We start from the raw sequence: 22,959 nt of genomic DNA on the forward strand, positions 1-22,959 counted from the left end.
TCCAACAAGTCTGTCGCTCGTCGATGACACCCGGGCCGCGGTGTCATCGACGAGGTCGGCCGTCGTCCGGCGAGACGACGAGAACAGGAGAGGACCATGTTCGAAGCACCCGGGGCCGCATTCCGCCGCGGCGTGGTCAGCGCCGGTGAGTTCGCTCTGGACTACGCGGAAGCAGGTCCTGGCAGCCCACGGGGAACGATCGTCTCGCTGCCCGGTTCGGCGGGCCTGGAGATGTCCACGGCGAAGGACCTCCTCGCCGAGGAGTACCGAATCATCGAGATCAACCCCCCGGGATTCGGCGGCAAGACGGACCTGAACCGCGTCATGGCGCAGAGCGAACTGGGCAAGCTCCTCGCAGAGGCCGCCACCACGCTCGTCGACGGGCCCTTCGTCGTGCTCGGCACGTCCATAGGCGGCATCAACGCCCTCTACCTCGCCGCCCAGGAGAAGGAGCGCGTCCTCGGGGTAGTGCTGGAGGCATCCATGGGGCCCTCGACCCCTGAGGACCTCACCGCACCACCGGTCACCCCGGACGCGGACGCCAAGGACCTCCCCGTGCCACCGACGCACCCGAAGAAGCCGTGGGCCGACGCTGACTACATCGCCACCCAGATCGCCGACAGGATGGCCCTGTTCCAGTGGGTCAGCCCGGACTTCGCGGCCGCCACCGCCGTGGCAGCGGTGCGGGACCACGCCACACCGGTACTGGCGCTCCTCGGAGAACACGACGAGTTCCTGCGCCCCAGCCAGGAGAAGACCTTCCGCGAGATCCTTCCGCACGCCGACTTCCGACTCCTCCCCGAGGGCACGCACGACCTTCAGAACACCGTGCCCGACATGTTCGTCACTCTGGTCCGGAGCTTCGTGTCGGAGCTCGGTGTCCGGCCCGGAGCATCAAACGCCGGCTGAGCAGTCAGAACACAGCGCCGCTGTGCACCTGGGCCGGGGGCACAGCGGCCCCCTTGCGCCGGGGACGGTCATGAGCTCAGCGGCGCAACGAGGTGATCTCGCTGGAGACGACCGAGGGCCAGCGGCTGAGAACCCGAAGGATGCGACCGTGAGCCTCGGCGATGGCGGCTTGGACCCGCGCCGATGCCGCCTCCCCGTCCCCACGGCGCACGATGTCGATCCACTCCTCGTCGACAACGAGAGCGGGCAGGGGAACGTCCGCCTCGGAGACCAGAACCCATACCCGAGCCATCTCACTTCGAATGCGCGCGCTGACGGCGATGAGGTGGTCGTTGTCAGTGGCGGTGACAAGGATGTCGAAGAACTCACCGTCGAGTTCAGCCATCCGCAGGACGCGATCGCGGTCGTCCGTGGGCTCTGGCCTCCTCAGCTCGGCCATCGCCGTGAGCACGGCCACTGCTCGCCGCCGCTGCTCGCTGTTCGCCTCACGTACACCTTGGCGCGCGATGGCCGGGCCGACGATCTGCCAGATGGCGAAGAGATCGTCCACCGACTTCAGGGTGAGCGGCGCGACCTGATAGCCCTTGCGGGGCAACGTACGTACGAGACCCTCGTGGTCGAGGCGGGTCAGCGCATCGCGGATGGGCGCCACGCCGAACCCGGTGCTGTCGGCGAGCGCGCGCTCGGTGAGCCGCTCACCGGGGGCCAGCCGACACGACACGATGTCGGAGCGCAGTTGCCGGTAGGCAGCCTCTCCCAGGGACGTGTGCTGTCGCGCGGGGACTGGCACGATGGCTGGCTCCTGAAGCTCGTCGGGCCTGTGAAATACCACTGACCTCAGAATACCGTGAACTGAGCCGGCTCTGCCGGGACCGAACAGCCACGACGTCCGGGATCAGGATCGCAGCGGTACGACTGTGCCCTGGCCCTCGATCGGTTCCCGCAGGACGTGCACGGCGATCTCACGAGATGTCTCCAGGAACCTGCGGGTGGTCTCGGCGGCCAGGTCACCGTCACGGCGGTCGACGACAGGCCGCCAGTTCATGGGGGCGGTCTGCAGCACGTCCTGGTGGGAGGCCGCCGCGAGGACAACGGACCATGTCCGCATCATGTTTTCCGCCAGTGACAGGTAGATCTCCACCAGCCACGAGTTGTCGGTCGCAACCGCCAGGAGATGGAACATCGCGTCGGCCAGGGCCAGGGACCGTCTGATGCGGTCACGGGCAGGTTCCATGCCGAGGGTCTCCCCCAGTTCGGCGATCAGCCTCCGCAACGCGTCGATCTGGTCCGTCCCGGCTCGGGTGACGCCGAGCCGGGCTATCTCCGGACCGAGCTCCGTCCAGAAGCAGAACAGGTCGTCGACGCACTTGGTGGTGAGCGGGGCGACTCGATATCCGGTTCTCAGGTGCACCAGGCCGTCCTGTACAAGCCGGATCAGTGCGTTCCGGACAGGAAACTGCTCCAACCCGAGTTCTGTGGCGATCGGCCGCGCTGCGAGCCGGTCGCCAGGAACCAGCTCGCCGGTCAGGATGCGATCGCGCAGCGTGTGATACGCCGCCGCCGACGAGTCATTCCAAGTACTCACCTGCCACGCGCCCGCCATGGCCCAGCCTCTCTGCCGACCGGGTGGAAGCCCATTGGGTCCCCACGTTAAAACCAGGTTGATGAAATGTCACGACGCCGGGACGCGCCGGAGGGCAGCGGTTCGGACAGTGCGCCGCGGGTGTGGCTGCTGCGGCTCTGATCGGGGCCGGTGGGCCCACCTGACTGCTCGACCGTCATCGCGGCCCGACAGGATGATGACGCCCGCCCCCGGCTGTCGCGCGGGCAGGCTCGCCTGCAGGTGTCGCGGCCTTCGCCGATTCCGCTGATGTGGGTGACGACCTCTTCGCCGTCGGCGAGCCGGCGCCGAGGCGACAGGCACAGCCGACACCGCCCGGCCTGCCGGTCGCGGTACGGCGGTCCGTTGCGGACGAAACCGTCCTGATCAGCGGAGGGCCTGCCGCTCATGGATTTCCCGTCGCCGGGGCGGACGGGCGATCGTGCAGCAGGCGGCGGATGTCGGGGCGCCGGATCTTGCCCACGCTGGTGCGCGGTAGAGCCTCGACGGTTTCCAGCCGCCTCGGGATCTTGTAGCGGGCGATGCGGGAGGAGAGGAAATCCTGGAGATCGGGGAGTGTCGGCGGCTCGGGACCCGACGGTACGACGACGACCGCCACGCACTCACCCCACAGCGGATCCTCGACGCCGACCACGACGGCTTCGGCCACCGCGGGGTGCGCCGCGACCGCCTGTTCGACCTCGACCGGGTCGACGTTCTCCCCACCGGTGATGATCACGTCCTTCTGGCGACCGGTGACGACGACGGCCCCGTCGGCGTCGATCAGCCCCCGATCCCCGGAGTGCAGGCCGTCGGGGCGGAAGGTCTCGTCGGTGGCTTGGGGTCTGTTCCAGTAGCCGACGGCCAAGTGGGGCCCGCGGACGACCAGTTCGCCGATCTCGCCTGCCTCGACCGGGTGGCCGTCCGACCCGACGACGGTGAGGTCGGTCAGGAGGCCGGGCGGCCCGGAGGAGACGGGATCGGCCAGTGCCTGTGCCGGCGTCCGGAACGACACCGAGGGTCCGGCCTCGCTGAGTCCGTAGCTGGCGAGCAGGGGGATGCCCAACCAGGACCAGGTGGTGACGGTCTCCGGTGCGAGCGCGGCCCCGCCGACGAGCAGCCAGCGCAGACTGGACAGGTCGGCTCCGGAGAAGGAGGGATGCCGGGTCAGCAGACCGAGCATGGTGGGAACGGCGAACAGCGTGGTGACGCCGAGCTCCCGCACAGCTTCCAGACAGTCCTCGACATCGAAACCCCGATGGATGACGACCGTGCCGCCCTTGTGCAGGGTCGCAACGGCGAGGGTGTTGAGGCCGGCCACATGGAACATGGGGGTGTTGACCAGCGTCACGTCGTCGCTGCGCACGTCCAGCCCCAGCAGGGTGTTGATCTGGTTCCAGAACAAGGATCCGTGGGTGAGTACCACGCCCTTGGGTGTGCCGGTCGTGCCCGAGGTGTAGACGATCTGCGCCGCGTCCTCGTCCGCGACCGGATGAGGATCGGGCGCGGTGTCACATGCTCGGTACGCCGGCGAGTCGAGCAGCCGCAACTGCGCGGGAGGCTGGGCGCCCTCTCCCTGGGAGGACAGTTTCAACGCCAGATTGAGCACGCCCTGAGTGGCGGGCTCGGCCAAGGCGACGGCCGGAGCGGCGTCGCGCACCAGACCGGCGATCTCGACAGCCGGGGCCGCCGGGTTGACCGGCACGAAGATCGCGCCGCATCGGACGGTCGCGAAGAGCGCGACAAGGATCTCGGGCCGGTTGCCCGACATGCACAACACGCGGTCACCGGGGCACACACCCCACTCCAGAAGGGCGGAGTGGAAACCGGCGATCCACTCACTGAGTTCCCCGTACGTCACTGTCGTACCGTCGAAGAGGATCGCCGGCCGGTCCGGCTGGCGGGCGGCACGCCGCTCGACAAGTTCCCCGTAGCGGACGAACCGGGTTCGGGGGACGTGGGTGAACTCCGCCGTCACGGGTGCTCCTCCTGGGTGGTGGCTGTCGCGCATGTCGGACGCCGTCGCAAAGGTCAGATGGGGTAGTGGCGGGCGCCGGACTGAACGGTGTTGCACCGCAGTTCGGTGAACTCCTCCAGCGCGGCGCGGGATCCGAGGCGTCCCCATCCGCTGGCGCCCACCCCGCCGAAGGGCATCTGCGGTTCGTCGTGGACGGTGGCTCCGTTGATGTGACAGATCCCGGACCGGATCCGCTGCGCTATCTGCTGGGCGGCCGCCGCGTCCCGGCTGAACACGCCGGCGGACAGTCCGTACTCGGTGTCGTTGGCCACCTCGATGGCCTCCTCGGCGCCGTCGACCTCGATGACGGAGGCGACGGGCCCGAACGACTCCTCGGAGTGGATACGCATGGCTGGTGTCACTCCGCGAAGCACGGCCGGGGGGAGGTACAGACCGTCCGGTGGATCTTCCGGCTGAACGGATCCAGCCCCTGGATCCCTGTGGTGCCCTCGTAGAGTGTGTCGACCTTCGTGTCGGGGACGTACTGTTCCAGCGGATAGTCGCGCAGGTAGCCCGACCCGCCCAGGACATATCAACCCACTTGTCATCAAGCATCTTTCACATGTGAGGTTCATGAGACCTGGACTGGAGGGGGCGGCTGGCTACGGCTCGTGGATCCGGCGGTCGGCGTGCCACCGCTACCTGACGCCATGCCCACTCCACGGGGTCCGGGGCACGGTGACTGGCATTCCCGGAGACCGACCGGGCCGATGGTCGACCGGCGGAACTGCTCCCACCGCGCCGGATGCCGGCCACCGGTGCGGGCTGATCTCTCCGCCGACCACCGCCGATCACGGTGGACAAGACCCCGCGTCCCGCTGGACGGTACATTACATATCAAGCACCTTGGTATCAAGGTCCTTGATTCGCTCGCGGAAGTGGGGTGCAGACATGGCCGACAACCAGGCCACAGCCGGGCGCACGGTGGCATCCTAGGACGCTCGCCCAACGGGGACTCCGCGGCGGCCTGCGCCTACGAAGCCACCGGGCAGCACGTCCAACTCGCCATCCTGGACGGCAGCCAGGCACTCAGTGTGGAGAAAATCTCCAGCCCGCACGCGGCACCCTCGGTGGGACGAGTCGGCGGACGCCTGCCCCTGAACGTCAGCGGCGTGGGGAAGGCCATCCTCGCCCAGGCGCCCGAGGACCTACAGGAACGCATCGTCACCGGCCCGCTCCACGCCTACACCCCGCAACACTGACCTCGATCCATGAGCTGCGGGCGGCGCTTGCCCAGATCAGATCGGACCGCACTGCTGACAGCCGCAAGGAACTCACACTGGGCGTGCTGTCCAGCGCCGCACCGATCTCCACACCAGAGTCGTCCACCGTTGCGGCGGTTTCCGTAGTCGCCACCACCGACCAGAACCTCACCCTTCTTTCCGCCGCCGTCCGCACCGCGGCTTTCGACATCGGCCGCGCACTCCACGCCCACCGGACCGCCCCGTCCGCCCCGGCGCGCTCGCCCCCTACAGACAACTCCACGTCGATCTCGTACTCGCACCGCACGCGCCCACAACGTCCGAGATCCGACGCCCTGGGCGCAGGCACCACACAGAAGAGCCTACGGCCCTACTCGGGGCCGGACGGCTCAGTCAGGTTCCGGAGCGCGGCAGCGCATGCCCGCAGTCCCCCGCGCAGCAGCTCCACCGCCTCCGCGTCCAGCTCCTTCAAGATCTGGCCTTCAATGCTGTCGACCGCCTCCTCGCACGCGGCGAGGCGGCGGTCCCCTTCCCGGGTGAGCGACGCGCGCAGGATCCGCCAGTTCGCCGGATCAGGCTCCCGCGTGATCAGGTCTGCGGCCTCGAGCTGCGCGACGATCTGATTCATCGCCTGAGGTGTCACGAAAGCGCGCCTCGCCAGCTGCGCAGACGACAGACCACTCCGCCGGGCGAGCACGCTCAGCGCTGCGTACTGCGGCGTGGTCAGCCCGAATTGACGCACCGTCTGATCGAGCACCAACCGAACCCCTCGCTCCACCTGCTTGACGAGGTAGGTGATCCGAGCGGGTACGCGCTCCTCCTCCGACTCCACACCGCTTGACTTTACATCAAGCGCCTTGTTACAACCTATATCAAGCTACTTGATATATCGAGGAGACGGCATGGTCGAACCCGCGTACGACTACGAGAACGTCCTCGTGGAGATCTCCGACGGAATCGCCTGGGTGGCGCTCAACCGTCCGGACAAGCGCAACGCCATGAGCCCGTCCCTCAACGAGGACATGCGCCGCGTACTGATCGACGTGGAAGGCGACGACCGGGCCAAGGTCCTTGTCCTGACCGGCGTCGGCGAGGCCTTCTCCGCGGGTATGGACCTCCAGGAGTACTTCCGGGACGTCGACAAAGCGCACCCGTCGGTGCAGATCCATGTCCGCCGGGTCAACGCCGAGTGGCAGTGGCGCCACCTCCAGGACTACTCGAAGCCGACGATCGCCATGGTCAATGGCTGGTGCTTCGGCGGCGCGTTCGTCCCTCTGGTCAGCTGCGACCTCGCTGTCGCGGCGGAGGACGCGGTCTTCGGCCTCTCCGAGATCAACTGGGGCATCCCGCCCGGCAGCGTCGTCAGCCGTGCGCTGGCGGAGACCGTGCCCAGTCGCGACGCCCTGTACTACATCATGACCGGCCGCACCTTCGACGGTCGGACCGCGGAGTCGATGCGCCTGGTCAACTCCGCTGTACCCCGGGCCCAGTTGCGCGAGGCGGTGACCGAGCTGGCCAATGACCTCAAGGAGAAGAACCCCGCCGTCATGCGAGCCGCGAAGATCGGTTTCCGCAAATCCCGTCTGATGCCGTGGGAGCTTGCCGACGACTACCTCTACGCCAAGCTGGAGCAGTCGCAGTTCCTCGACCGCGAGAACGGTCGCAAGGCCGGCCTGGAGCAGTTCCTCGACGACAAGTCCTACCGGCCGGGCCTCGCCGCCTACGACCGGGAGAAGAACTCCGTCCAGCCCTGAGTCGCCCCCTCCCCGCCCTGCAACGGGGCGCGGAAACGAACGGGCAGAAAACACACGCCACGGAAAACACGAACAAACCATCTCGCCGGGGCCGGGCCGCGGAACGGGCCGTTCGACCACCGTCAGGTTCTCGGGGCCACCGAACTCGTTCACGAAGACGGCGCGCATCAGTGCTTCACCTGCCTCAGACGGGTCGACCGCCCTGCGAGGAGTTCGGCGGACAGCTCCGACAGACGTTTGCGATACCGCGTCACGTTGCGCAATGTGACCTCCTCGTAGCCCCGGACCATGTCAGGCAGCTTCGCCAGTTCCACTGCCAGAGCATGGATCTCGGGAGTCACCGCGGCAGCGACGGCCTCCACGGTGTCCCGGTACTCCACGACCAGCTCGCGCTCGAGCCGCCGTACCTTCGTATGGCCGAAGGGGTCCCAGAAGGTGCCCCGGAGGAAGCGCGATGCCGCGAGTAGCACCGGGTGGGACCACGGGCCCAGGGTGATCTTGTTCTTCATCCCCAGGGCCCGCAGCACAGGCGGGTGCAGCCGGTAGGCGATGCGGGCGTCGGCACCGAACACGGCCCGGGTCCGGTTCTCGACGTCCTCGTCCAGGCACAGGCGCGCGACCTCGTACTCGTCCTTGTAGGCCATCAGTTTGTACAGATGGTCGGCGACAGCCGTCGCCAGTTCCTCGCTGCCGGGCACCTTGGCGGTTTCGGTGCTGCGGATCCGTTCGACGTACAGCGCGTAGCTTCGGGCATACGTCGCGTTCTGGAAGGCGACGAGTTCGGGAATGCGGACGCTCACCACCTGGGCGAGGGCTGGACGCGACGCTGACCGGGTTGCGCGGACATCCCGTACGCCGGCCCCTCCCCGAGCAGTACCGAGGCCTTGCCTCGCTTTCGTTTGCGGCGCAGCTCGGTGGAGCACTCTTGATCGTGGATGAGGACGGTCACCCCGTCTGCCCGGCCTTCATGACGGTCACGCCGAACGGCAGGAAGCCCGCCAAGAAGCAAGCGCCGCTGTACGACTCGGCCGTGGCGATGACCGGGGGGCAGGACCCGGTCGGGGCACTCACCGTCGCGGACGTGGCGAGCACTTGGGACACGGTGACCACACCCGTTCCTCCGATGCCGGTGATCCGGGTGGTGTGCGATGTCCCCCGCGCGGCAGGCCACCTCGTCGGTGGCGTTCCGGCGCCTCGGTGGTGACGATGACGCGCCTGACACCTCCCGCAGGTGCAGCCGCCCCGGATGGACATCGACAGTCGCCGAGCCGTCGGCGACATCGGTGGAGATCTTCAGAGCCACCCACAGGCCGCCGGCCCGGGACATCACCGCGGCATGCGTCCCGAGGTCCAGGACCTGCCGCGGGTCAGCCGGATACAGGGTGGGGATACCGAGATCGGCGAGCAGACGTTCCGAGGCGCCCGGGCCGGTCGACGACTTCGCCCCGGCGTCGTCACCGACGAACACCAGTGCACCGCCGTTCTCGGGGACTCCCATCATGCTGTTGTGCCGCAGCGCGTCGGACGCCCGGTCCAGGCCCGGGGACTTGCCGTACCACATACCGATGACGCCATCGACCGTTCGATCGCGCGAAGCCGCGGCGAGCTGGCTGCCCTGAACGGCCGTGGCGGCCAGCTCCTCGTCGACTCCCGGCTCAAAGACGATGTTGTACTAGTCCAGGAGGGCCTTGTGGCGCCCGAGTTCGAGGTCGTAGCCGCCTAACGGTGACCCCTCGTAGCCGGAGACGAAGCCGGCGGTACGCCGCCCCTCGCTCCGCTCGAAACGCATGATGTCCAGCGGCAGGCGGGCCAGTGCCTGCACTCCGGTCAGCCGGACTCTCTCCGGCTTCACCGGTGGTTCTTCGTCGATTCCCCGGGAAGCGGTCTGAGACATGCAGGGCTCCTTCAGCGGCAGGGCGACACACGGACTTCACAGCCCGGCAGCTCATGCAGCACGGCGGCGGTTTCGTCGTGAACGGGCCAGTGCAGGGCGGACCTGGTGCCTACTGCGCGCCAGGTCCGCCCGGTCCACCACTAGGGCGACATCAGTGCTCGCGATCGATGGTCGGGCTGGTCTCGGGCCCATCACCCCGACAGCTTCGGCGTGCGTGGAGACGGATGTTCCGATGACCGCATCACGCCCACCATCACGAATTCAGCGTAGAGTCGACCCAATATGCGGTCAAGCGATCCATCATACGAACCGAAGGGCCCCACAGCTACGATCAGAAGCACTCCCCATGGCTCCCTCACTACGATGACGGGGTCCACCACCGAAGGAGAGAGCGTGAGTGAGTCGTCGGGCACCCGGCAGGGGATGCAGTCGGTGCTGCGATCCCTCGATGTCCTCGAGGCCGTCGCCCAGTCACAGCCCGTCGGCATCAGCGCCCTCGCGAGGTCGCTGGGAATCCCGAAGGCGACGGTCCACAGGATCTTGCGCACCCTCGGCGAGGCCGGCTGGCTGGCCCCGCAGGGAGCACCGGGGGAACAGCGCTGGGTCCTGACTGCCCGGGCGCTCGCGGTGGGAGCACGGGTCATGACTCAGGACGACCTCCGAGAACGAGCCCGCCCCGTGCTCGAAGAGCTCGGCCGACGAACCGACGAGAACATCCACCTGTCCGTGCCGGACGGCGAGTCGCTGGTCCTGATCGACAAGGTACCGTCCACCCGGCCCGTCCAAACGGTCGCACAGGTCGGCGAGCGGGTTCCCATGATCCTTACGGCGTCGGGCTGGGCCTACCTCTCCCGCCTCCCGGTTTCGGAGCGGGCCGCCCGAATTCCGGCCGCCGTCGATCTGGCCACCGGCGCACGCCTCACCCGCAAGGAGGTTCTCGCCGAGCTCGAGGCCGTCACGGGACGGGGTTTCGCCGTCAACCCCGGGCGGTGGCGACCGGACGTCTCCGCGGTCGGTTCGGCCATCAGCGATCGCCAGGGACAACCCGTCGCCGCCCTGTCGATCTCGTTGCCCAGCTACCGACTCACCGACGATCTCCACGAGCCCTACGGACAGCTGGTGGTGGAGGCGACTGGGCGGATCTCGGCGGAACTCGCGCGCCGCTGACCAACGCCCGCCGACCGCCAGGTGCTTACCGGACGCACTCGGGCTTCTGGCCGGTACGACGAGAGCGCGCGCCGGAGGCGCGACGCGGGGGGGGCCGTTGCCCGGATGACTCGCAGAAGCCGTCGAGCGGAGACGGCTCGCACGTCTCCGGCAATCCCAGCCGCGTCCCCCTGGGCAATGTGACACACGCGCAAGATGTCAAGCCTCTTTACATCCATTGCAAGAGGCGCAAGTCCCCGGGTATGACGACTCGTCCCGGCCCAGCGCAAGGCCCGCCGCAAGTACGAGAACCGCGTCCATGCCCTCGCGGACGACACCCCGTAGCGAGCCGCCCGGCCTCCAGGATCACCCCGTGGCGGGTTTCTGGCGTATCTGGGTCACGCTTCAAGATCCCCTGGGGGCCGGGAGTCCGGACAGGAAGGCGACGTGGCGCAGGGCGGGCAGCGACGCGCCGGTCGTCGCGCCCGCCCCCGAGCACGTACGTCGCCGTCTACGCGGCGCGTGTGAGTTCGGCGCGGCCGAACAGCAGGGCGTAGCCGGTGGGGAGCCGGTCCAGGATGCGGGTGACGAGGTCGGGGCCGGCGTGGGCGGCGACGGCGGAGAAGACGGAGCCGGTGTCCCAGCGGGTGGTGGCCAGGGAGGCGCCGGTGCGGGCGGCGAGGTCTTTGACGAAGGCCCAGCCGGTCAGCGGCTGGGTGTCGGGGATCTGCGCGGTCAGCACGCGTGCGGCTTCCAGGGGCAGGCAGGCGGCCAGGTCGACGCGTTCGTCGCCGGTCACCTGGCGCCCCAGTCCGGCAAGGACCAGGCGGACGGCTTCGTCGGCTCGCTCGCGGGTGGGGTAGGCGCCCTCGTAGCGGACCTTCTCCAGCATCTGCTCGTATGCCGTCCCGTACGGCTGCTTGGTCGGTGCGTGCCGGTCGGAGATCACGGGGTTGGTTGCCTTTCTCGCTGTGGCCGGTGTTCGGGCACCGGGGTGCGGGTTGGTCAGGTGGGCTGGGGGCGGCCGAAGAACAGGTCGTAGCCGGCGGGGAGCTGGAGCAGGATCTGGCCCAGCAGGTCCTCCTCGGCCGCGTCGGCGACGGTGGACAGCACGGCGCTGACATCCCAGGCCGCGGTCTGCTCGGTGGCGCCCTCGATCCACGCGGCGGTTGCGCGGACGAACCGCTCCGGCGGCAGCGGCTCGGCGCTCTGCAGCGGGTTGAGCAGGATCAGGGCGAACTCCTCCGGCAGGCGCGCCGCCAGCTGGGCGCGGATGTCGCCGACCAGGTGCGCACCGAGCAGGGCGAGTACCACGCGGGCCGCGCGCTCGGCTTCCTGCAGGGTGTCGTACTGGCCGCGTTCCTTCACGTGGCCGAGGAACGCTTCGCGTCGCAGCGTCATCACGGCGGCCCCCTTCTTCTTCGGACTGCCCACGGGGGTGCGGAGAGCGGAGTGAGGGGGAGATCAGGTGCCCGCCCTCCGCACCCGGTCCGGCCGGTGTCAGCCGGAGATCTCCTTGCGGCCGGATCCGACGCCGATGGAGATCTTGCGGGGCTTGGCGCGCTCGGCGATCGGGATACGCAGGGTGAGCACACCGGCGTCGTAGTCGGCCTGGATGTGCTCGGTGTCCAGCGTGTCGGCCAGCACCAGCTGACGGGAGAAGACACCCAGCGGCCGCTCCGACAGCTCCATCTGCACGTCGTCGGCCTTCGCCACCGGCCGGCGCTCGGCCTTGACGGTCAGCATGTTCCGCTCGACGTCGATGTCGATCGCGTCCGGGTCGACGCCGGGGACGTCGAAGGCCACCACGTACTGGTCACCCTCGCGGTAGGCGTCCATCGGCATCGGGGACGGCCGCGACCAGGTGCCGGGGCCCATCAGCTGCTGCGCCAGCCGGTCCAGCTCACGGAAGGGGTCAGTGCGCATCAACATCGGAAAACACCTCCAGAGGTTCGGGCAGTGGCTGCCAATGCGCCTCACTGACACCGTTGTAACATGTCATCCAAGGGATGACAAACACAATGTCGTCGACATGATGACAACCCCAGGGAGGTGCCCGTGACCGCAGCCGACCGATCGCCCACGACCAGCACTGACGCCCACAGCCCGGCGTCCTTTCTCGCCGCCGCTGCGGCCCTTGCCGCCATAGACGACGCCCTGCGCCATGCCCAGCACGAGACCCCCGACGCCCTCGGCCCCGGTCCCGAGCAGGCCCTGGCCTCCCTGATGCTGCTGCGGCAGGTACGCGAGCAGCTCGCCGGATGGGAAACCGGCCTGATCGAAACCGCCCGCGACGCGGGAGCCAGCTGGGCCGACCTCGCCCACCCCCTCGGCGTCGCCAGCCGCCAGGCCGCCGAACGCCGCTACCTGCGCGGCCGCCCCGGGCCCGCCGGAACCACCGGCGAACAACGCGTCCAGGCCACCCGCAAACGCCGCGCCGCCGAACGCACCCAAGCCGAATGGGCCCGCCACAACGCAGCCGACCTGCGCCGGATCGCCGGCCAGATCGCCGCCCTCACCGACCTGCCCGCTGCGGCCCGCCTCGCGCTCAACCGGCTCCACGCGACCCTCGCCCACGACGACCCCGCCGAGCTCATCCGCCCTCTCAAGGCCACCCGCCCCTACCTGACCACCACCCACCCCGGCCTCGCCGCACAACTCGACACTCTCACACCCCCCTGAACCCACCTGTTCCGGTTTCGCTGTTCCGTTCCTGCTCGGGCCCCGGGACGTCGGGGCATGCCCAGGTCCACACTGCCTGTGGCAGCGGCGGCCCGGTGGGTCTGGGCGCGTTTGCTGCGCAGGAACCTCAGGGTGAGGTCGAGTCCTTCGACCTCACCGCGCCGGCCTTCGTCGATCGCGCGTTGTCGGCGGGGGGATGCGCTCAACGGACTCCAGAAGCGCATGGATCAGGGCGTGCAACTCGACGCGGGCGACACCCTGACCGGCGCAGCCGTGCGTGCCGCATCCGAATCCGAGGTGGTCGAGCGGACTCCCGCGGAAATCGAACTCGTCCGCGCGCTCCCCCTTCCGCTCGTCGCGGTTCGCGGAGGCGACGAGCGGCCACACCCGAGCACCGCGCGGGATCGCCACACCGCCAAGCTCCGTATCGTGCGCGGCGACGCGGGCGAAGCCCCGCGTGAGGCGGCGTGCCCGGGGAGCCTTCGGCGGATGCCCGAACGAGTTCGTCTCAGGACGGGTCTTCATGATCCGCGCGACCAGCACACCTCCACCGGCGTGTGCGTCGCGGCGCCGTCGAACAGAAAGCAGTGTCGGCAGAAGTTCGGGGCGTGCCTCATGACTCGAAAGAGGGAGGAACGACTGGGCAGTTGGTCAGCAGTGCGGGCATGATCGCCAGGTCGATGTAACGCGTTGCGTAGTCCATGTCGAGGAAGGCACCCTCGGTCAGCGGCCGGGCCATCAGCATGACGAACATCAGCTGCGGCAGGAACTCGACGGCGGCCGGCCGGGCGGTCAGTTCACCGCGCCGGACGGCCCGTTCCACGAATCCGTCCAGCGCGGCGGACTCGGGTTCGACAAGCGACGTGCGCATGGCCGATGCGAGTTCCGGGTCGATGAGCACGGCGTGGGCGAGCGCCGCCAACAACTCGGTGTCCCGCTGCACATCCGCCACCAGTTGGCCGCACAGGGCCAGCAGGTCACCGCGCAACGTGCCGGTGTCGATGGCGCCTGTGTCCACCCGCCGCGTGGCATACAGCGCGGCCACGATCATCTGCGGCTTGCCGCGCCAAATGCGGTACAGCGTGGCCTTGCTACAGCGGGCCCGGACCGCCACCGCGTCCATGGTCATGGCCTCGTAGCCCACCTCGCGCATCACGTCGAGGGCGGTGGTGAGCAGTTCGACCCACCGCTCGGCCGTCATGCGCTTGCGGCGGACCGGCTGGTCCGGCATACGAGGGCTTCACCGCTTGCCCGGGGCAGATCCGACCCGGTCCGTGACGAAGGTCTCGACGAGATCGACGAAATCCTCTGACGCGGTGTTCTGCAGGTCGTGCCGGCCGCCGGGAATCAGCCGGAACTCCCCCTCGGGCAGGACGGTGCGGAAGGTCTTCTCCTGGGACGGCTTCAGGATCTCGTCGTCGGTGCCGAGCAGTCCAAGTACCGGGATCCCACGCTCACGCACGACGGTGATCGCCTCGGTGGCGTCCATGTCCGGGGGCGTCTGCTGGATCATCCGCATCCGGTTCGCCATCTGGTGCGCGACGTACCCGGGGGTGGCCCACGGCTTGTCGGGGTGGATCTCAGGGGCGCCTGTCGGCAGAGGGTACTGGTCCTCCGGTCGGCTCGGCGCCATGGACGCTTCGAGGATGATGCCCTGCACCCGGTCCGGGATCCTCGCGGCCATGTGCAGCGCGTTGGCGCCGCCCATGGAGGTGGCCAGCAGGACGAACGGCCCGTCGACAAGGTGCCCGACCGCCTCGGCCAGCACCCCACCGATCTCGCTCTGGGACATCGGCCGGGACACGTCCGCCTGGTCGCCCCAGCCCGGGGGGTTGATCTCCACGACCCGGTACCGCTCGGCCAGGCGGTCCTTGGCGGTGGACATCTCCAGGCCGGCGGAACCGGGCAGGGACACGATGGTGCCGAGGGGGGCCGCGGGGGCGGCTTCAGCGTAGTGCAGGGTGAATTCGCCGGCCGGGACCGTCGCCCGGGTGAAGGCGGCTCCGGGCTGCGGGACGGGTGGCTGCGCGGCGGAGGACGCAGGGGGTTCGGTCCGGGTCAGCGCGGCGGCCAGGGCGTCGATCAGTGCGGGGAGGTCCTCAGCCGTCGCCGCGGTGCCGAAGAGGTAGAAGTCCGGCCGGCTGAGATAGGCGACCAGGCCGTTCTCGTCCAGGAAGCTTCGGTAGGCGCCGTCGACGTCCTCGACGTGGTCCGGACCGAGGACGACGACATGAACGCCCAGTCGCTCGAGCAGGGCGGTGTGGGCCGGTGTCAGCAACTCCGCGACCGGGACCCGGCTGACCAGTTGGAAACCGAAGCCGACGAGATCGTCGAGCAGCCCGCTGCGCTCCCCGATACGGACGCGTCCCTGCGGGCTCAGCGAGCCGGCCAGCGGAGCCAGGTCGCCCTCGGGCGTGTCCCGCAGGAATCCGGTCGTCAGCGAAGACGCGGACGGAAGTGGCGCCTCGCCGGTGCGAAGGAAGGCGTCGCGGGCGGCGGCCTTGTGCGGGTCCGACTCCGCGGCCAGGGCCCACCCCATCAGCGAAGCCTGGATGATGGGGGCGACGTGGGCGAGCCGCTCCGGCCCATAGGTGTCGAGAACCGAGTCGGAGACCCTGCCGTCGAGCACGAGGTCGAGACGCCACGCGAGGTTGATGGCGTCCCGCATCGCGCTGCACGATCCCTGCGCCCCGGAGGGGGTCATGAGATGGGCGGCGTCACCGCCGATGAAGACGTTACCCACCCGCATCCGGTCGGCGATCTGGGAGCGGAACCGGTAGTTGACCTGCCGTGTGACGCGCACCGACTGCGCTCCGATGCCGGTCTTTTCCTGCAGGAAGCCCAGTGCGTGCTCGTGGGTGCGGACCTCGGCGGGGTCGTCGGGCAGCAACCTCATGTCGATGCGGCAACGCCGGTCGCCGTTCGGGCCCCAGTAGTAGGCACGGGGGACTTCCAGGTGGAGCTCGGTCGGCGGAGTGGCGACCTCGGGATCGACGATGTCGTAGTCCGTCATCAGCCACTCGTCGTCATGGCGATGGATCACGTCCATATTGATGCCGACCGCCTGCCGGACGAAGCTTGATCCCCCGTCCATACCGACGGCGTAGCGTGCGTTCACGCGGATCTGCTCACCGTCCGCGTCCCTGGCGGCGGTGACGACGACCCGGTCACCGAGGTCCTCGACACCGGTGGCAGGCGTGCCCCAGTGGACCTGCACCGACGGGCAGGCGTCCACACGGTCGTGCATGGCGGCTTCGATGTTGGGCTGGTGGAGGCTGAGATGGAGAGGGTGGCCGCACACCGTCCTGTTCCAGTCGCCCACGAGAGCCAGCTCGCCGTCGGCGCCGTAGAGGCTCACGCTCGCCTGGGGCACCGAGTCCTTGAGCGCTGCGGCGGGGTCCGCGGCATGTTGCAGGACACGGGCGATCTCGCCGTCGAGCGTGCTCATCCGGGGCAGGTTGTAGGGGGCCGGGAACTTCTCCAGCACGGCCACCTTGTGGCCTCGTTGTCCCAGGAGGGAAGCCAGTACGGCACCTCCCGGTCCGTACCCGACAATGACGACATCTACATTGATGTCCATAGCAGCTCCTGGTGTGGCATGGGCAGTCAGGGGATCCCCGCGGCCCGGGGGGGGTGGCGTGACATGCGCTTCGATGCCCGCAGGCGCCTGCGGTGTCCGGCTGGGTGCGGGCGGCAGGCGCTCGGCGAGGGTTCAGGTGGGAGTCGGTCTTCTCAGGTACGGGGCTTCCACAGCAGACGGCCGTAGTCGTTGCCGTTGGGCAACCGCAGGATGGTGTGGATGTGGAAGCGGGCCGGGACCGGATTGGTCAGAAACATGCCGGCGTGGTGGTCGAACTCGACGAGCACCACCGGGCTCTGCACCCGGTAGTAGAACGGCTGCTCGTCGTCGATGCCGCCGATCCAGGTCAGGTACGTCTCCGGAAGGTGCGCACGCACCTCGCGCATGCGGGCCGCCCGTGGGCCTTCGGGCAGCAGGTCGCTGTACTGCTCGATGACGTCCAGCAGCAACTGCTGCTGCTCGCCGTCCAGTTCGGTGGCGCGGATGCCCTCCACCGGGATCACACGGTTGTCCTGGAAGGCCCCCGCGAGGAACCGCTCCTCCACCGGGTGCACCCGTCCTTCCGGCATCCGCGGATCGCGCACCTCCGGGTAGCTGCGGGCCACCGAGAGCTGTCGCGGAGTCAGGCTGTTGACGAACGACAGCCCGACCCGTTCACGGACACCCAGCGGCCGGACACCGGCATCCGGACCGACGTCGGTACTGTCCGGCTCGGCACCGAGGAAGACGGGGCCGACCACCATCCGGTCCCCCGCCACCAGGGCGTTGACGCACACGTGGTGCCCGTACAGGTGCCATCCCCACGGCTGGTCCGGGGACGGCTCGCCGAAGACGGCGAACTGGTAACTGCCGGGGTTCATGACCCCGCTCATGTCGGTGAGCTCACCGAGGAAACCGTTGAGCCGCATCAGATGGCGCACCACGGTGTAGCCGTCCTCGCTGAGGGTCGCTCTCACCAGCCCCAGCAGCGCGTCCGCGGTCCGGTCCGGCACTTCCTCCAGGCGAAGGCCGTTGTCGTACAGCAGCGCCTCGGGGTTGCTCCAGGTCCGCCACTGCGGTGCCTCCAGCGGATAGGTCAGCCGCTGCCACTGCTCGTGCGTGGTGTGGCGGCGGATCTCCTCGACCGCGCGGAGCATCGCCTCGGTGGGCGGGCGTTCGGCATCGGGGACCGCCCCGAGTCCGTAGACGCCGTGGCGGACGCGGCCGTCGGTGGTGATACCGACGTACGGTTCTTCCGCGCTCTCGCGCCACTGGCGTACCACCTCGGCGAGCACCGGAATGCTCAGCCGGGCGTCGGCGTACGTCCGAGCCGTGTGCTCGTGCAGGCCGGCGACGCGCGGGTCGTCGGGGGCGGGAACGTAGCGACGGAACCGCGTGGCGTGCTGCACGTCGGTCTCAGACGGTTTCGACATGATGACTCCTTCCGACGATGCCCAGGTCGGCGGGGAGGACGCGTACGCCTCGAAGGAAGGCCGGGACGGGCTCGGCGGACTCCGTTGTCGCTGTCATGGTGCCCTTCATTTCACCTCGGTCCGCAATATGGACCAGTGAACCGGGATAAGGACCTCAGGCAAACTTAGGCCCGGCATTCCGGGAGCGTCAAGCAGATGGGAAGGATGCCCCCCGAGGCCTGCGGCCTGGGGTCTCGAGCCAGATCGCGACCCACAGGGCCTGCTGGGCACAGGCCCTGGTCCGGCAGGTCGCCTCTTGATCGCCGGGGATTCGGGGAGCACACCCGGCTCGCGGACTACGCGTCAGAAATCGAGCACGGTGGTGAACTCGTGGGAGCGGTCCGCCAACGCCGGAGCCGCCTGGCCCACCGCGTACTTCGTGAAGTGGGGGTAGTCGCCGTGCGCCTTGATCGCGTCCTCGTCGTCGTAGATCTCAAAGAACCTGAAGACCGTGGGCTGCTCAGGGTCCTGGTGAACGACGTATGCCTGACATCCGGGTTCGGCACGAGTGGCTGGGACCAGTTTGGCCAGGGCGTCGCGGACGACGTCCTCCTTGCCGGGGTGGGCCGTCCAGGTGGCGGAGATGGCGATGGCCATGGGAGGTGATCCTCAGCGTTTTCTTGTAGAGGGGTGCGATTACGGCGGCGCCGGCCGGGCCGTCGGTGGTCAGACCGTCGAAGGTGGTCGCGGCGCCCGGGACAGCCAGGACATGAGGTCACGGACGAGCACGGTCGCCCGTTCCGCCCCGGATGCGCCCCCGAGGACATCGGCGCCGGGAACCGTGAGGGGGGTGTGGTGGCGTCGCACCGGTGAAGGTCTCGCGCCTCTCGCCGGGTCGGCGAGGGACTGCCGCGTGCGGCACGAGGGACGCGATCTCGCCGTCCAGGGCGCACCCGGGCAGCCGACGGCGCGGGGCACTTCTCGAAGATGGCCAGGCGGTAACGTGCCTGGCCCAGCAGAACGCCAACATCTCTCCGCCGGGCCGAGCCCGACAACCGCGAGGTCAGCATCCACATGTATCCGTGCTCCTGACCTTCGCGGGGCGGCCGGCGGATGCGTGGCCGACGGCCGCCCCTGAGAAGCCTCGCGGCGGTGTCCGAACGCACCGAGGCGTTCAAGAAACTACCCCTGCGACCCAGCGGACCGCTAGTAGATCCTCCGGTCCGACATGTGGTCCAGCCGTCAGTCATCGACCACTTCCGCGGCACCAGCCTGCCCCGACTCTCCAGATGGGTCGGCGCAGCCGATGTGGATGTGGCAGGCGTCGAGGAGTGCCGCGAGCGGGGTCGCCACACGGTCCCGGCGCAGCCACTCCAGGCGTCGCGCTGCTCGTTTCCATACCGGCCGCCCTGGGCGCGGAACGGCACGGGAATGGGTCGGGCCCGCACCCGGCGCGCGAGCGAGGCTGCCACCCGCCTGCCGGATTCGGCCACTGGGGGCACCGGATGCGTCCGGTCGTCGGCGTCGAGCACGCCCAGGGGTGAGACCACCGGATTCTGCCTGACGGCGAGTCCGCGGTGTCGCGGCGGGTGGGCTCGCGGGCCGCAGGGGCATCCTTCCCGCCTGCTTGACGCTCCCGGAAGACCAGGCCTAAGTTTGCCAGAGGTCCTTATTCCGGTCCACTGGTCCATAATGCGGACCGAAGTGAAATGAAGGGCGCCATGACAGCGACAACGGAGTCCGCCGGGCCCGGCCCGGCCTTCCTACGAGGCGTACGCGTCCTGGATGTGACCGGGGCCCTGGCCGGCCCCTACTGCACGACCATCCTGTCCGACCTCGGCGCGGACGTTCTGAAGATCGAACCGGTCAGGGGTGACGGCATGCGCGCCCGGCGGATGGGCCCGGAGCGCAGGTCGATCCCCTTCGACCTGACCCACCGCGACAAGCAGAGCCTCGCGGTCGACATGAAGTCCCCCGCCGGCGCCGACATCGTGCGCTCCCTGGCACGACGCAGCGACGTCCTGGTGGAGAACTTCCGGGTGGGCGCCATGGCGCGGCTCGGACTGGGCTACGAGGACCTGCGGCCACAGTGCCCCGACCTCGTCTACTGCTCCATCTCCGGCTTCGGGCAGTTCGGCCCGATGCGCGACGCGAAGGGCATCGACCTGATCGCGCAGGCCTACAGCGGGCTGATGTCCGTGACCGGATCGGTAGACGGGCAACTGGCCAAGGCAGGCTTCCCCATATCCGACGTGGGCACCGGCATGTGGGGAGCGATCGGCGTCCTGGCCGCCCTGCTGCGCGCACGCGCCGGTGGCGGCGGCGCGTACATCGACGTCGCGCTCGCGGACTCGGTGGCCGCCTGGTCGCTGTGGGAGGTCGCCGACTACGTGGCGACGGGGGTGGAACCGGCCCCGCTGGGCACGGCACACCGACTGGCCGCCCCCTACGAGGCGTTCACCTGCCAGGACGGCGCCACCCTCGTGCTCGGTGCGGTCGACCGGGCGTGGGAGGCACTCTGCGCCGTCCTGGAGCTCGATCTGCGCGACGATCCGCGCTTCGCCACGGAGTACGAACGCTTCCAGCACCGGGCGCCCCTCGCGGAGATCATCCAGGCACGTTTCGCGACGGCTCCCCGGGACCACTGGATGGACGCGCTGCGCGCGGCAGGGGTCCCCTGCGGCCCGGTCAACGGCATCAGCGACATCCTCACCGACGAACAGTTCGCCGCGCGCGGCCTGTTCGTACACGACGAAAAGCGCTTCGCGGAGCCGACGATCGTGAACACCCCCATCGTCGCCGACGGCGCGCCGCGCGCCCGGGGCCGCGCACCCGAACTCGGCGGGGACACGATCGCGGTCCTGGCCGAACTGGGATACGACGACGACCGGATCGCCGCCCTGGTCGAGGACGGTGTCGTCGGCGTGCACGATGCCGACAAGGCCACGGCCGGCGCCGCTCACGCGAGGACGGAGGCGGCCACCCCGGCCGCCGGCAGCGCCGAGGCGCAGAAATGAAACAGGAGGGCACCTTCATGACCACTGCGACGCCCGCTTCAGCGGCGGACTGGACCGACGGCCTCGGCCTCGCCCGGGTCCTGCACGGCGGTGGCCCTGTGGTCGCGCTCAGGCGGGACGGGGCGACAAAGGCGCGCCTCGCTCTCGTGGAGGGCCAGGTCTTCGAAGACCTGCCCCCGCTGCTGGAGGCGGCTCAGGGCGACCCGGCGGCCATCGAGGCCGGCCCCGTGATCGACGCGCCGGACCATCGGCTGCTGAGCCCGGTCGGACGCCCTGGCAAGGTCATCTGCATCGGGCAGAACTACCTCGCGCACGTGCACGAGGGCGGCCGCGACACGGGACCGGCTCACCCCGATCTCTTCCCGAAATGGCACACCTCACTGGCAGCGCCCTTCGCCGAAGTGGCCCTGCCACCGGAGTCGGACCAGATCGACTACGAGAGCGAGCTCGCCGTGGTCATCGGTGCCCGGGCGCGTCGGATCGCGGCCGAGGACGCGGAGAGCGTCATCTTCGGGTACACCGCGGCCAACGACGTCTCCGTGCGTGACTTCCAGTTCCACACCACGCAGCGGGTCGCCGGCAAGGCCTGGGACGGTCTCACCCCCGTCGGGCCGGTCGTCGTGCCCGCCACGCGACTCGGCGGCGCACGGCCCGACCTCGCCATCAAGGGCACGCTCGACGGTGAGGTTCTCCAGGACGACCGCACTTCCTCACTCCTGTTCGGTGTACCGGAGTTGCTGGCCTACATCACCACCGTGATGACCCTGGAGCCGGGTGACCTGATCCTCACCGGCACCCCGTCGGGGGTCGGATTCGTACGCGAGCCGAAGGTGCTCCTGCGCGACGGCTCGGAGTTCGAAGTGCGCATCGAGGGGATCGGCGCGCTGCGCAACCGCTTCGTGGCCGAGAAGGTCGGATGACCGCGGTGACCGAGACACCCTCACCACGGATCCGCACCGAGGTACGGGACGCGGTCGGCACCGTGGAGATCAGCAACCCGGCCCGGCGCAACGCGCTGTCCGTGGCGATGATGACCGAACTCGCCGCCGCGCTCAGGGCGATGGACGAAGACCCGGAGGTGCGCGTGGTCGTCGTGCGCGGCGCGGGCGAGCAGGCCTTCGTCTCCGGCGCGGACATCAGCGAGTTCCCGGGCCGCCAGGACGAGGCCGCACGACAGGCGGCGGACGACGCCGCCACGACGTTGTTCACCCAGCTGTCGGCGCTCTCGGTGCCCGTCATCGCCCGTATCCACGGCTACTGCCTGGGCGCGGGCATGGCCCTCGCCCTGGGCGCGGACCTGCGCTACGCGGACACCCGCAGTGTCCTGGCCATCCCGGCCGCCCGCCTGGGCGTCGGCTACCCCTTGGCACAGACCGCCGCGCTCGTCCAGACCGTGGGACCGTCGGTCGCGAGCGACCTGCTGTTCACCGGACGCCGCCTCCCGGCCGCCGAGGCGCACGCCGTGGGCCTGGTGGACCAGGTCGTCGAACCCGACGAACTCGGAAAGGTCGTCGACGAACTCGCCGCGACCATCGCGGCGAACGCACCTCTGTCGGTCCGCGCCTCCAAGGCGTCCGTCCAAGCCGTCCGCCGCCTGAGCGAGGGCGACGAAGCGGCAGGCAGCGCCGCGCTGGGCCACGCGATGGAGGCCGTCGCCCGCTGCCGCACCTCTGACGACCTCCGCGAAGGCGCCCTCGCCTTCCTGGAGAAGCGGCCCCCGCGCTTCACCGGCCGCTGACACCCAATGCACGACAGACGACAGGAGCA

23 protein-coding genes and 2 pseudogenes are annotated in these 22,959 nt (G+C 69.4%); 9 read left to right on the plus strand and 16 right to left on the minus strand.

The features are described from left to right. Nucleotides 1-96 precede the first annotated feature (96 nt). Nucleotides 97-909, plus strand: a complete 813-nt coding sequence (locus tag ACFY6U_RS13205; RefSeq protein WP_390037550.1) for an alpha/beta fold hydrolase — start codon at nt 97-99, stop codon at nt 907-909. Nucleotides 910-985: 76 nt separating this feature from the next. Here ACFY6U_RS13205 and ACFY6U_RS13210 read toward each other — a convergent pair whose 3' ends face one another. The 5 genes and pseudogenes from ACFY6U_RS13210 to ACFY6U_RS13230 form a co-directional block, all read right to left on the minus strand. Continuing rightward, nucleotides 986-1,699, minus strand: coding sequence for a GntR family transcriptional regulator (locus ACFY6U_RS13210; RefSeq protein ID WP_390037552.1), 714 nt, complete (start codon nt 1,697-1,699; stop codon nt 986-988). A 105-nt stretch (nt 1,700-1,804) separates the two neighbouring features. After that, nucleotides 1,805-2,512 (minus strand): GntR family transcriptional regulator, encoded by a 708-nt coding sequence (locus ACFY6U_RS13215; protein ID WP_390037554.1) that lies wholly within the window; start codon nt 2,510-2,512, stop codon nt 1,805-1,807. 403 nt (nt 2,513-2,915) lie between these two features. Continuing rightward, nucleotides 2,916-4,487, minus strand: a complete 1,572-nt coding sequence (locus ACFY6U_RS13220) for a class I adenylate-forming enzyme family protein (RefSeq protein WP_390037556.1) — start codon at nt 4,485-4,487, stop codon at nt 2,916-2,918. A 53-nt stretch (nt 4,488-4,540) separates the two neighbouring features. Continuing rightward, on the minus strand, nt 4,541-4,900 hold the full coding sequence (locus ACFY6U_RS13225; RefSeq protein ID WP_390037558.1) for an aldehyde dehydrogenase family protein: 360 nt from the start codon (nt 4,898-4,900) through the stop codon (nt 4,541-4,543). A 23-nt stretch (nt 4,901-4,923) separates the two neighbouring features. Continuing rightward, a pseudogene (locus ACFY6U_RS13230) lies at nt 4,924-5,052 on the minus strand (acyl-CoA dehydrogenase family protein); the annotation flags it as partial. Nucleotides 5,053-5,763: 711 nt separating this feature from the next. Between ACFY6U_RS13230 and ACFY6U_RS13235 the strand changes: the two are divergent. After that, nucleotides 5,764-5,880: pseudogene (locus ACFY6U_RS13235) on the plus strand (hypothetical protein); the annotation flags it as partial. Between the two features lie 218 nt (nt 5,881-6,098). Here the strand turns inward: ACFY6U_RS13235 and ACFY6U_RS13240 are convergent. Next, nucleotides 6,099-6,560, minus strand: coding sequence for a MarR family winged helix-turn-helix transcriptional regulator (locus ACFY6U_RS13240; protein ID WP_390037560.1), 462 nt, complete (start codon nt 6,558-6,560; stop codon nt 6,099-6,101). 70 nt (nt 6,561-6,630) lie between these two features. Between ACFY6U_RS13240 and ACFY6U_RS13245 the strand changes: the two genes are divergently transcribed. Beyond that, on the plus strand, nt 6,631-7,482 hold the full coding sequence (locus ACFY6U_RS13245) for a p-hydroxycinnamoyl CoA hydratase/lyase (RefSeq protein WP_390037562.1): 852 nt from the start codon (nt 6,631-6,633) through the stop codon (nt 7,480-7,482). A gap of 167 nt (nt 7,483-7,649) precedes the next feature. On the opposite strand, the gene ACFY6U_RS13250 is transcribed toward ACFY6U_RS13245, so the two are convergent. After that, a complete protein-coding gene (locus ACFY6U_RS13250; protein WP_390037564.1) occupies nt 7,650-8,282 on the minus strand; it encodes a DUF6537 domain-containing protein in 633 nt (210 codons plus the stop codon). Nucleotides 8,283-8,407: 125 nt separating this feature from the next. Between ACFY6U_RS13250 and ACFY6U_RS13255 the strand changes: the two genes are divergently transcribed. After that, nucleotides 8,408-8,686: a hypothetical protein gene (locus ACFY6U_RS13255; RefSeq protein ID WP_390037566.1), complete on the plus strand. Its 279-nt coding sequence runs from the start codon at nt 8,408-8,410 to the stop codon at nt 8,684-8,686. A 468-nt stretch (nt 8,687-9,154) separates the two neighbouring features. Here ACFY6U_RS13255 and ACFY6U_RS13260 read toward each other — a convergent pair whose 3' ends face one another. Then, nucleotides 9,155-9,376, minus strand: a complete 222-nt coding sequence (locus tag ACFY6U_RS13260; protein WP_390037568.1) for a hypothetical protein — start codon at nt 9,374-9,376, stop codon at nt 9,155-9,157. Between the two features lie 393 nt (nt 9,377-9,769). Between ACFY6U_RS13260 and ACFY6U_RS13265 the strand changes: the two genes are divergently transcribed. Beyond that, complete coding sequence (locus ACFY6U_RS13265) at nt 9,770-10,543, plus strand: IclR family transcriptional regulator (protein ID WP_390037570.1); 774 nt, start codon at nt 9,770-9,772, stop codon at nt 10,541-10,543. A 490-nt stretch (nt 10,544-11,033) separates the two neighbouring features. Here ACFY6U_RS13265 and ACFY6U_RS13270 read toward each other — a convergent pair whose 3' ends face one another. The 3 genes from ACFY6U_RS13270 to ACFY6U_RS13280 all read right to left on the minus strand — a co-directional run bounded on the left by ACFY6U_RS13270 (nt 11,034) and on the right by ACFY6U_RS13280 (nt 12,454). Beyond that, the gene (locus tag ACFY6U_RS13270) at nt 11,034-11,471 is read right to left on the minus strand and encodes a DUF2267 domain-containing protein (protein WP_390037572.1); all 438 of its coding nucleotides are present in this window, start codon (nt 11,469-11,471) and stop codon (nt 11,034-11,036) included. Nucleotides 11,472-11,527: 56 nt separating this feature from the next. Continuing rightward, the gene (locus tag ACFY6U_RS13275; RefSeq protein WP_390037574.1) at nt 11,528-11,923 is read right to left on the minus strand and encodes a DUF2267 domain-containing protein; all 396 of its coding nucleotides are present in this window, start codon (nt 11,921-11,923) and stop codon (nt 11,528-11,530) included. Nucleotides 11,924-12,022: 99 nt separating this feature from the next. Beyond that, nucleotides 12,023-12,454, minus strand: a complete 432-nt coding sequence (locus ACFY6U_RS13280; protein ID WP_390037576.1) for an Hsp20/alpha crystallin family protein — start codon at nt 12,452-12,454, stop codon at nt 12,023-12,025. 126 nt (nt 12,455-12,580) lie between these two features. Here ACFY6U_RS13280 and ACFY6U_RS13285 point away from each other — a divergent pair, with 126 nt between their 5' ends. Beyond that, nucleotides 12,581-13,204 (plus strand): type III effector protein, encoded by a 624-nt coding sequence (locus ACFY6U_RS13285; protein ID WP_390037578.1) that lies wholly within the window; start codon nt 12,581-12,583, stop codon nt 13,202-13,204. A 153-nt stretch (nt 13,205-13,357) separates the two neighbouring features. On the opposite strand, the gene ACFY6U_RS13290 is transcribed toward ACFY6U_RS13285, so the two are convergent. From ACFY6U_RS13290 to ACFY6U_RS13310, 5 genes are all read right to left on the minus strand, one after another. Next, on the minus strand, nt 13,358-13,747 hold the full coding sequence (locus ACFY6U_RS13290) for a cytochrome P450 (protein ID WP_390037580.1): 390 nt from the start codon (nt 13,745-13,747) through the stop codon (nt 13,358-13,360). A 70-nt stretch (nt 13,748-13,817) separates the two neighbouring features. Beyond that, nucleotides 13,818-14,435 (minus strand): TetR/AcrR family transcriptional regulator, encoded by a 618-nt coding sequence (locus ACFY6U_RS13295; RefSeq protein WP_390037582.1) that lies wholly within the window; start codon nt 14,433-14,435, stop codon nt 13,818-13,820. A gap of 9 nt (nt 14,436-14,444) precedes the next feature. Continuing rightward, a complete protein-coding gene (locus ACFY6U_RS13300; protein ID WP_390037584.1) occupies nt 14,445-16,784 on the minus strand; it encodes a bifunctional 3-(3-hydroxy-phenyl)propionate/3-hydroxycinnamic acid hydroxylase in 2,340 nt (779 codons plus the stop codon). Nucleotides 16,785-16,936: 152 nt separating this feature from the next. Beyond that, nucleotides 16,937-18,196 carry a DUF3500 domain-containing protein gene (locus ACFY6U_RS13305; RefSeq protein WP_390037586.1) on the minus strand — a complete coding sequence of 420 codons (1,260 nt, stop codon included), beginning with the start codon at nt 18,194-18,196 and terminating at the stop codon, nt 16,937-16,939. Between the two features lie 342 nt (nt 18,197-18,538). Continuing rightward, complete coding sequence (locus tag ACFY6U_RS13310) at nt 18,539-18,832, minus strand: putative quinol monooxygenase (RefSeq protein WP_390037588.1); 294 nt, start codon at nt 18,830-18,832, stop codon at nt 18,539-18,541. Nucleotides 18,833-19,896: 1,064 nt separating this feature from the next. Here ACFY6U_RS13310 and ACFY6U_RS13315 point away from each other — a divergent pair. Genes ACFY6U_RS13315 through ACFY6U_RS13325 form a run of 3 tightly spaced genes read left to right on the plus strand, consistent with a single transcriptional unit; the run spans nt 19,897 to nt 22,930 of the window. Continuing rightward, on the plus strand, nt 19,897-21,192 hold the full coding sequence (locus ACFY6U_RS13315; protein ID WP_390037590.1) for a CaiB/BaiF CoA transferase family protein: 1,296 nt from the start codon (nt 19,897-19,899) through the stop codon (nt 21,190-21,192). 17 nt (nt 21,193-21,209) lie between these two features. Continuing rightward, nucleotides 21,210-22,112, plus strand: a complete 903-nt coding sequence (locus ACFY6U_RS13320) for a fumarylacetoacetate hydrolase family protein (RefSeq protein WP_390037592.1) — start codon at nt 21,210-21,212, stop codon at nt 22,110-22,112. Further along, on the plus strand, nt 22,109-22,930 hold the full coding sequence (locus ACFY6U_RS13325; RefSeq protein ID WP_390037594.1) for an enoyl-CoA hydratase-related protein: 822 nt from the start codon (nt 22,109-22,111) through the stop codon (nt 22,928-22,930). Before ACFY6U_RS13320 ends, ACFY6U_RS13325 begins: the two co-directional genes overlap by 4 nt. Nucleotides 22,931-22,959: the final 29 nt, after the last annotated feature.

Origin of the sequence: Streptomyces sp. NPDC013157, assembly GCF_042899865.1 — a bacterium.
Lineage (GTDB): Bacteria > Actinomycetota > Actinomycetes > Streptomycetales > Streptomycetaceae > Streptomyces.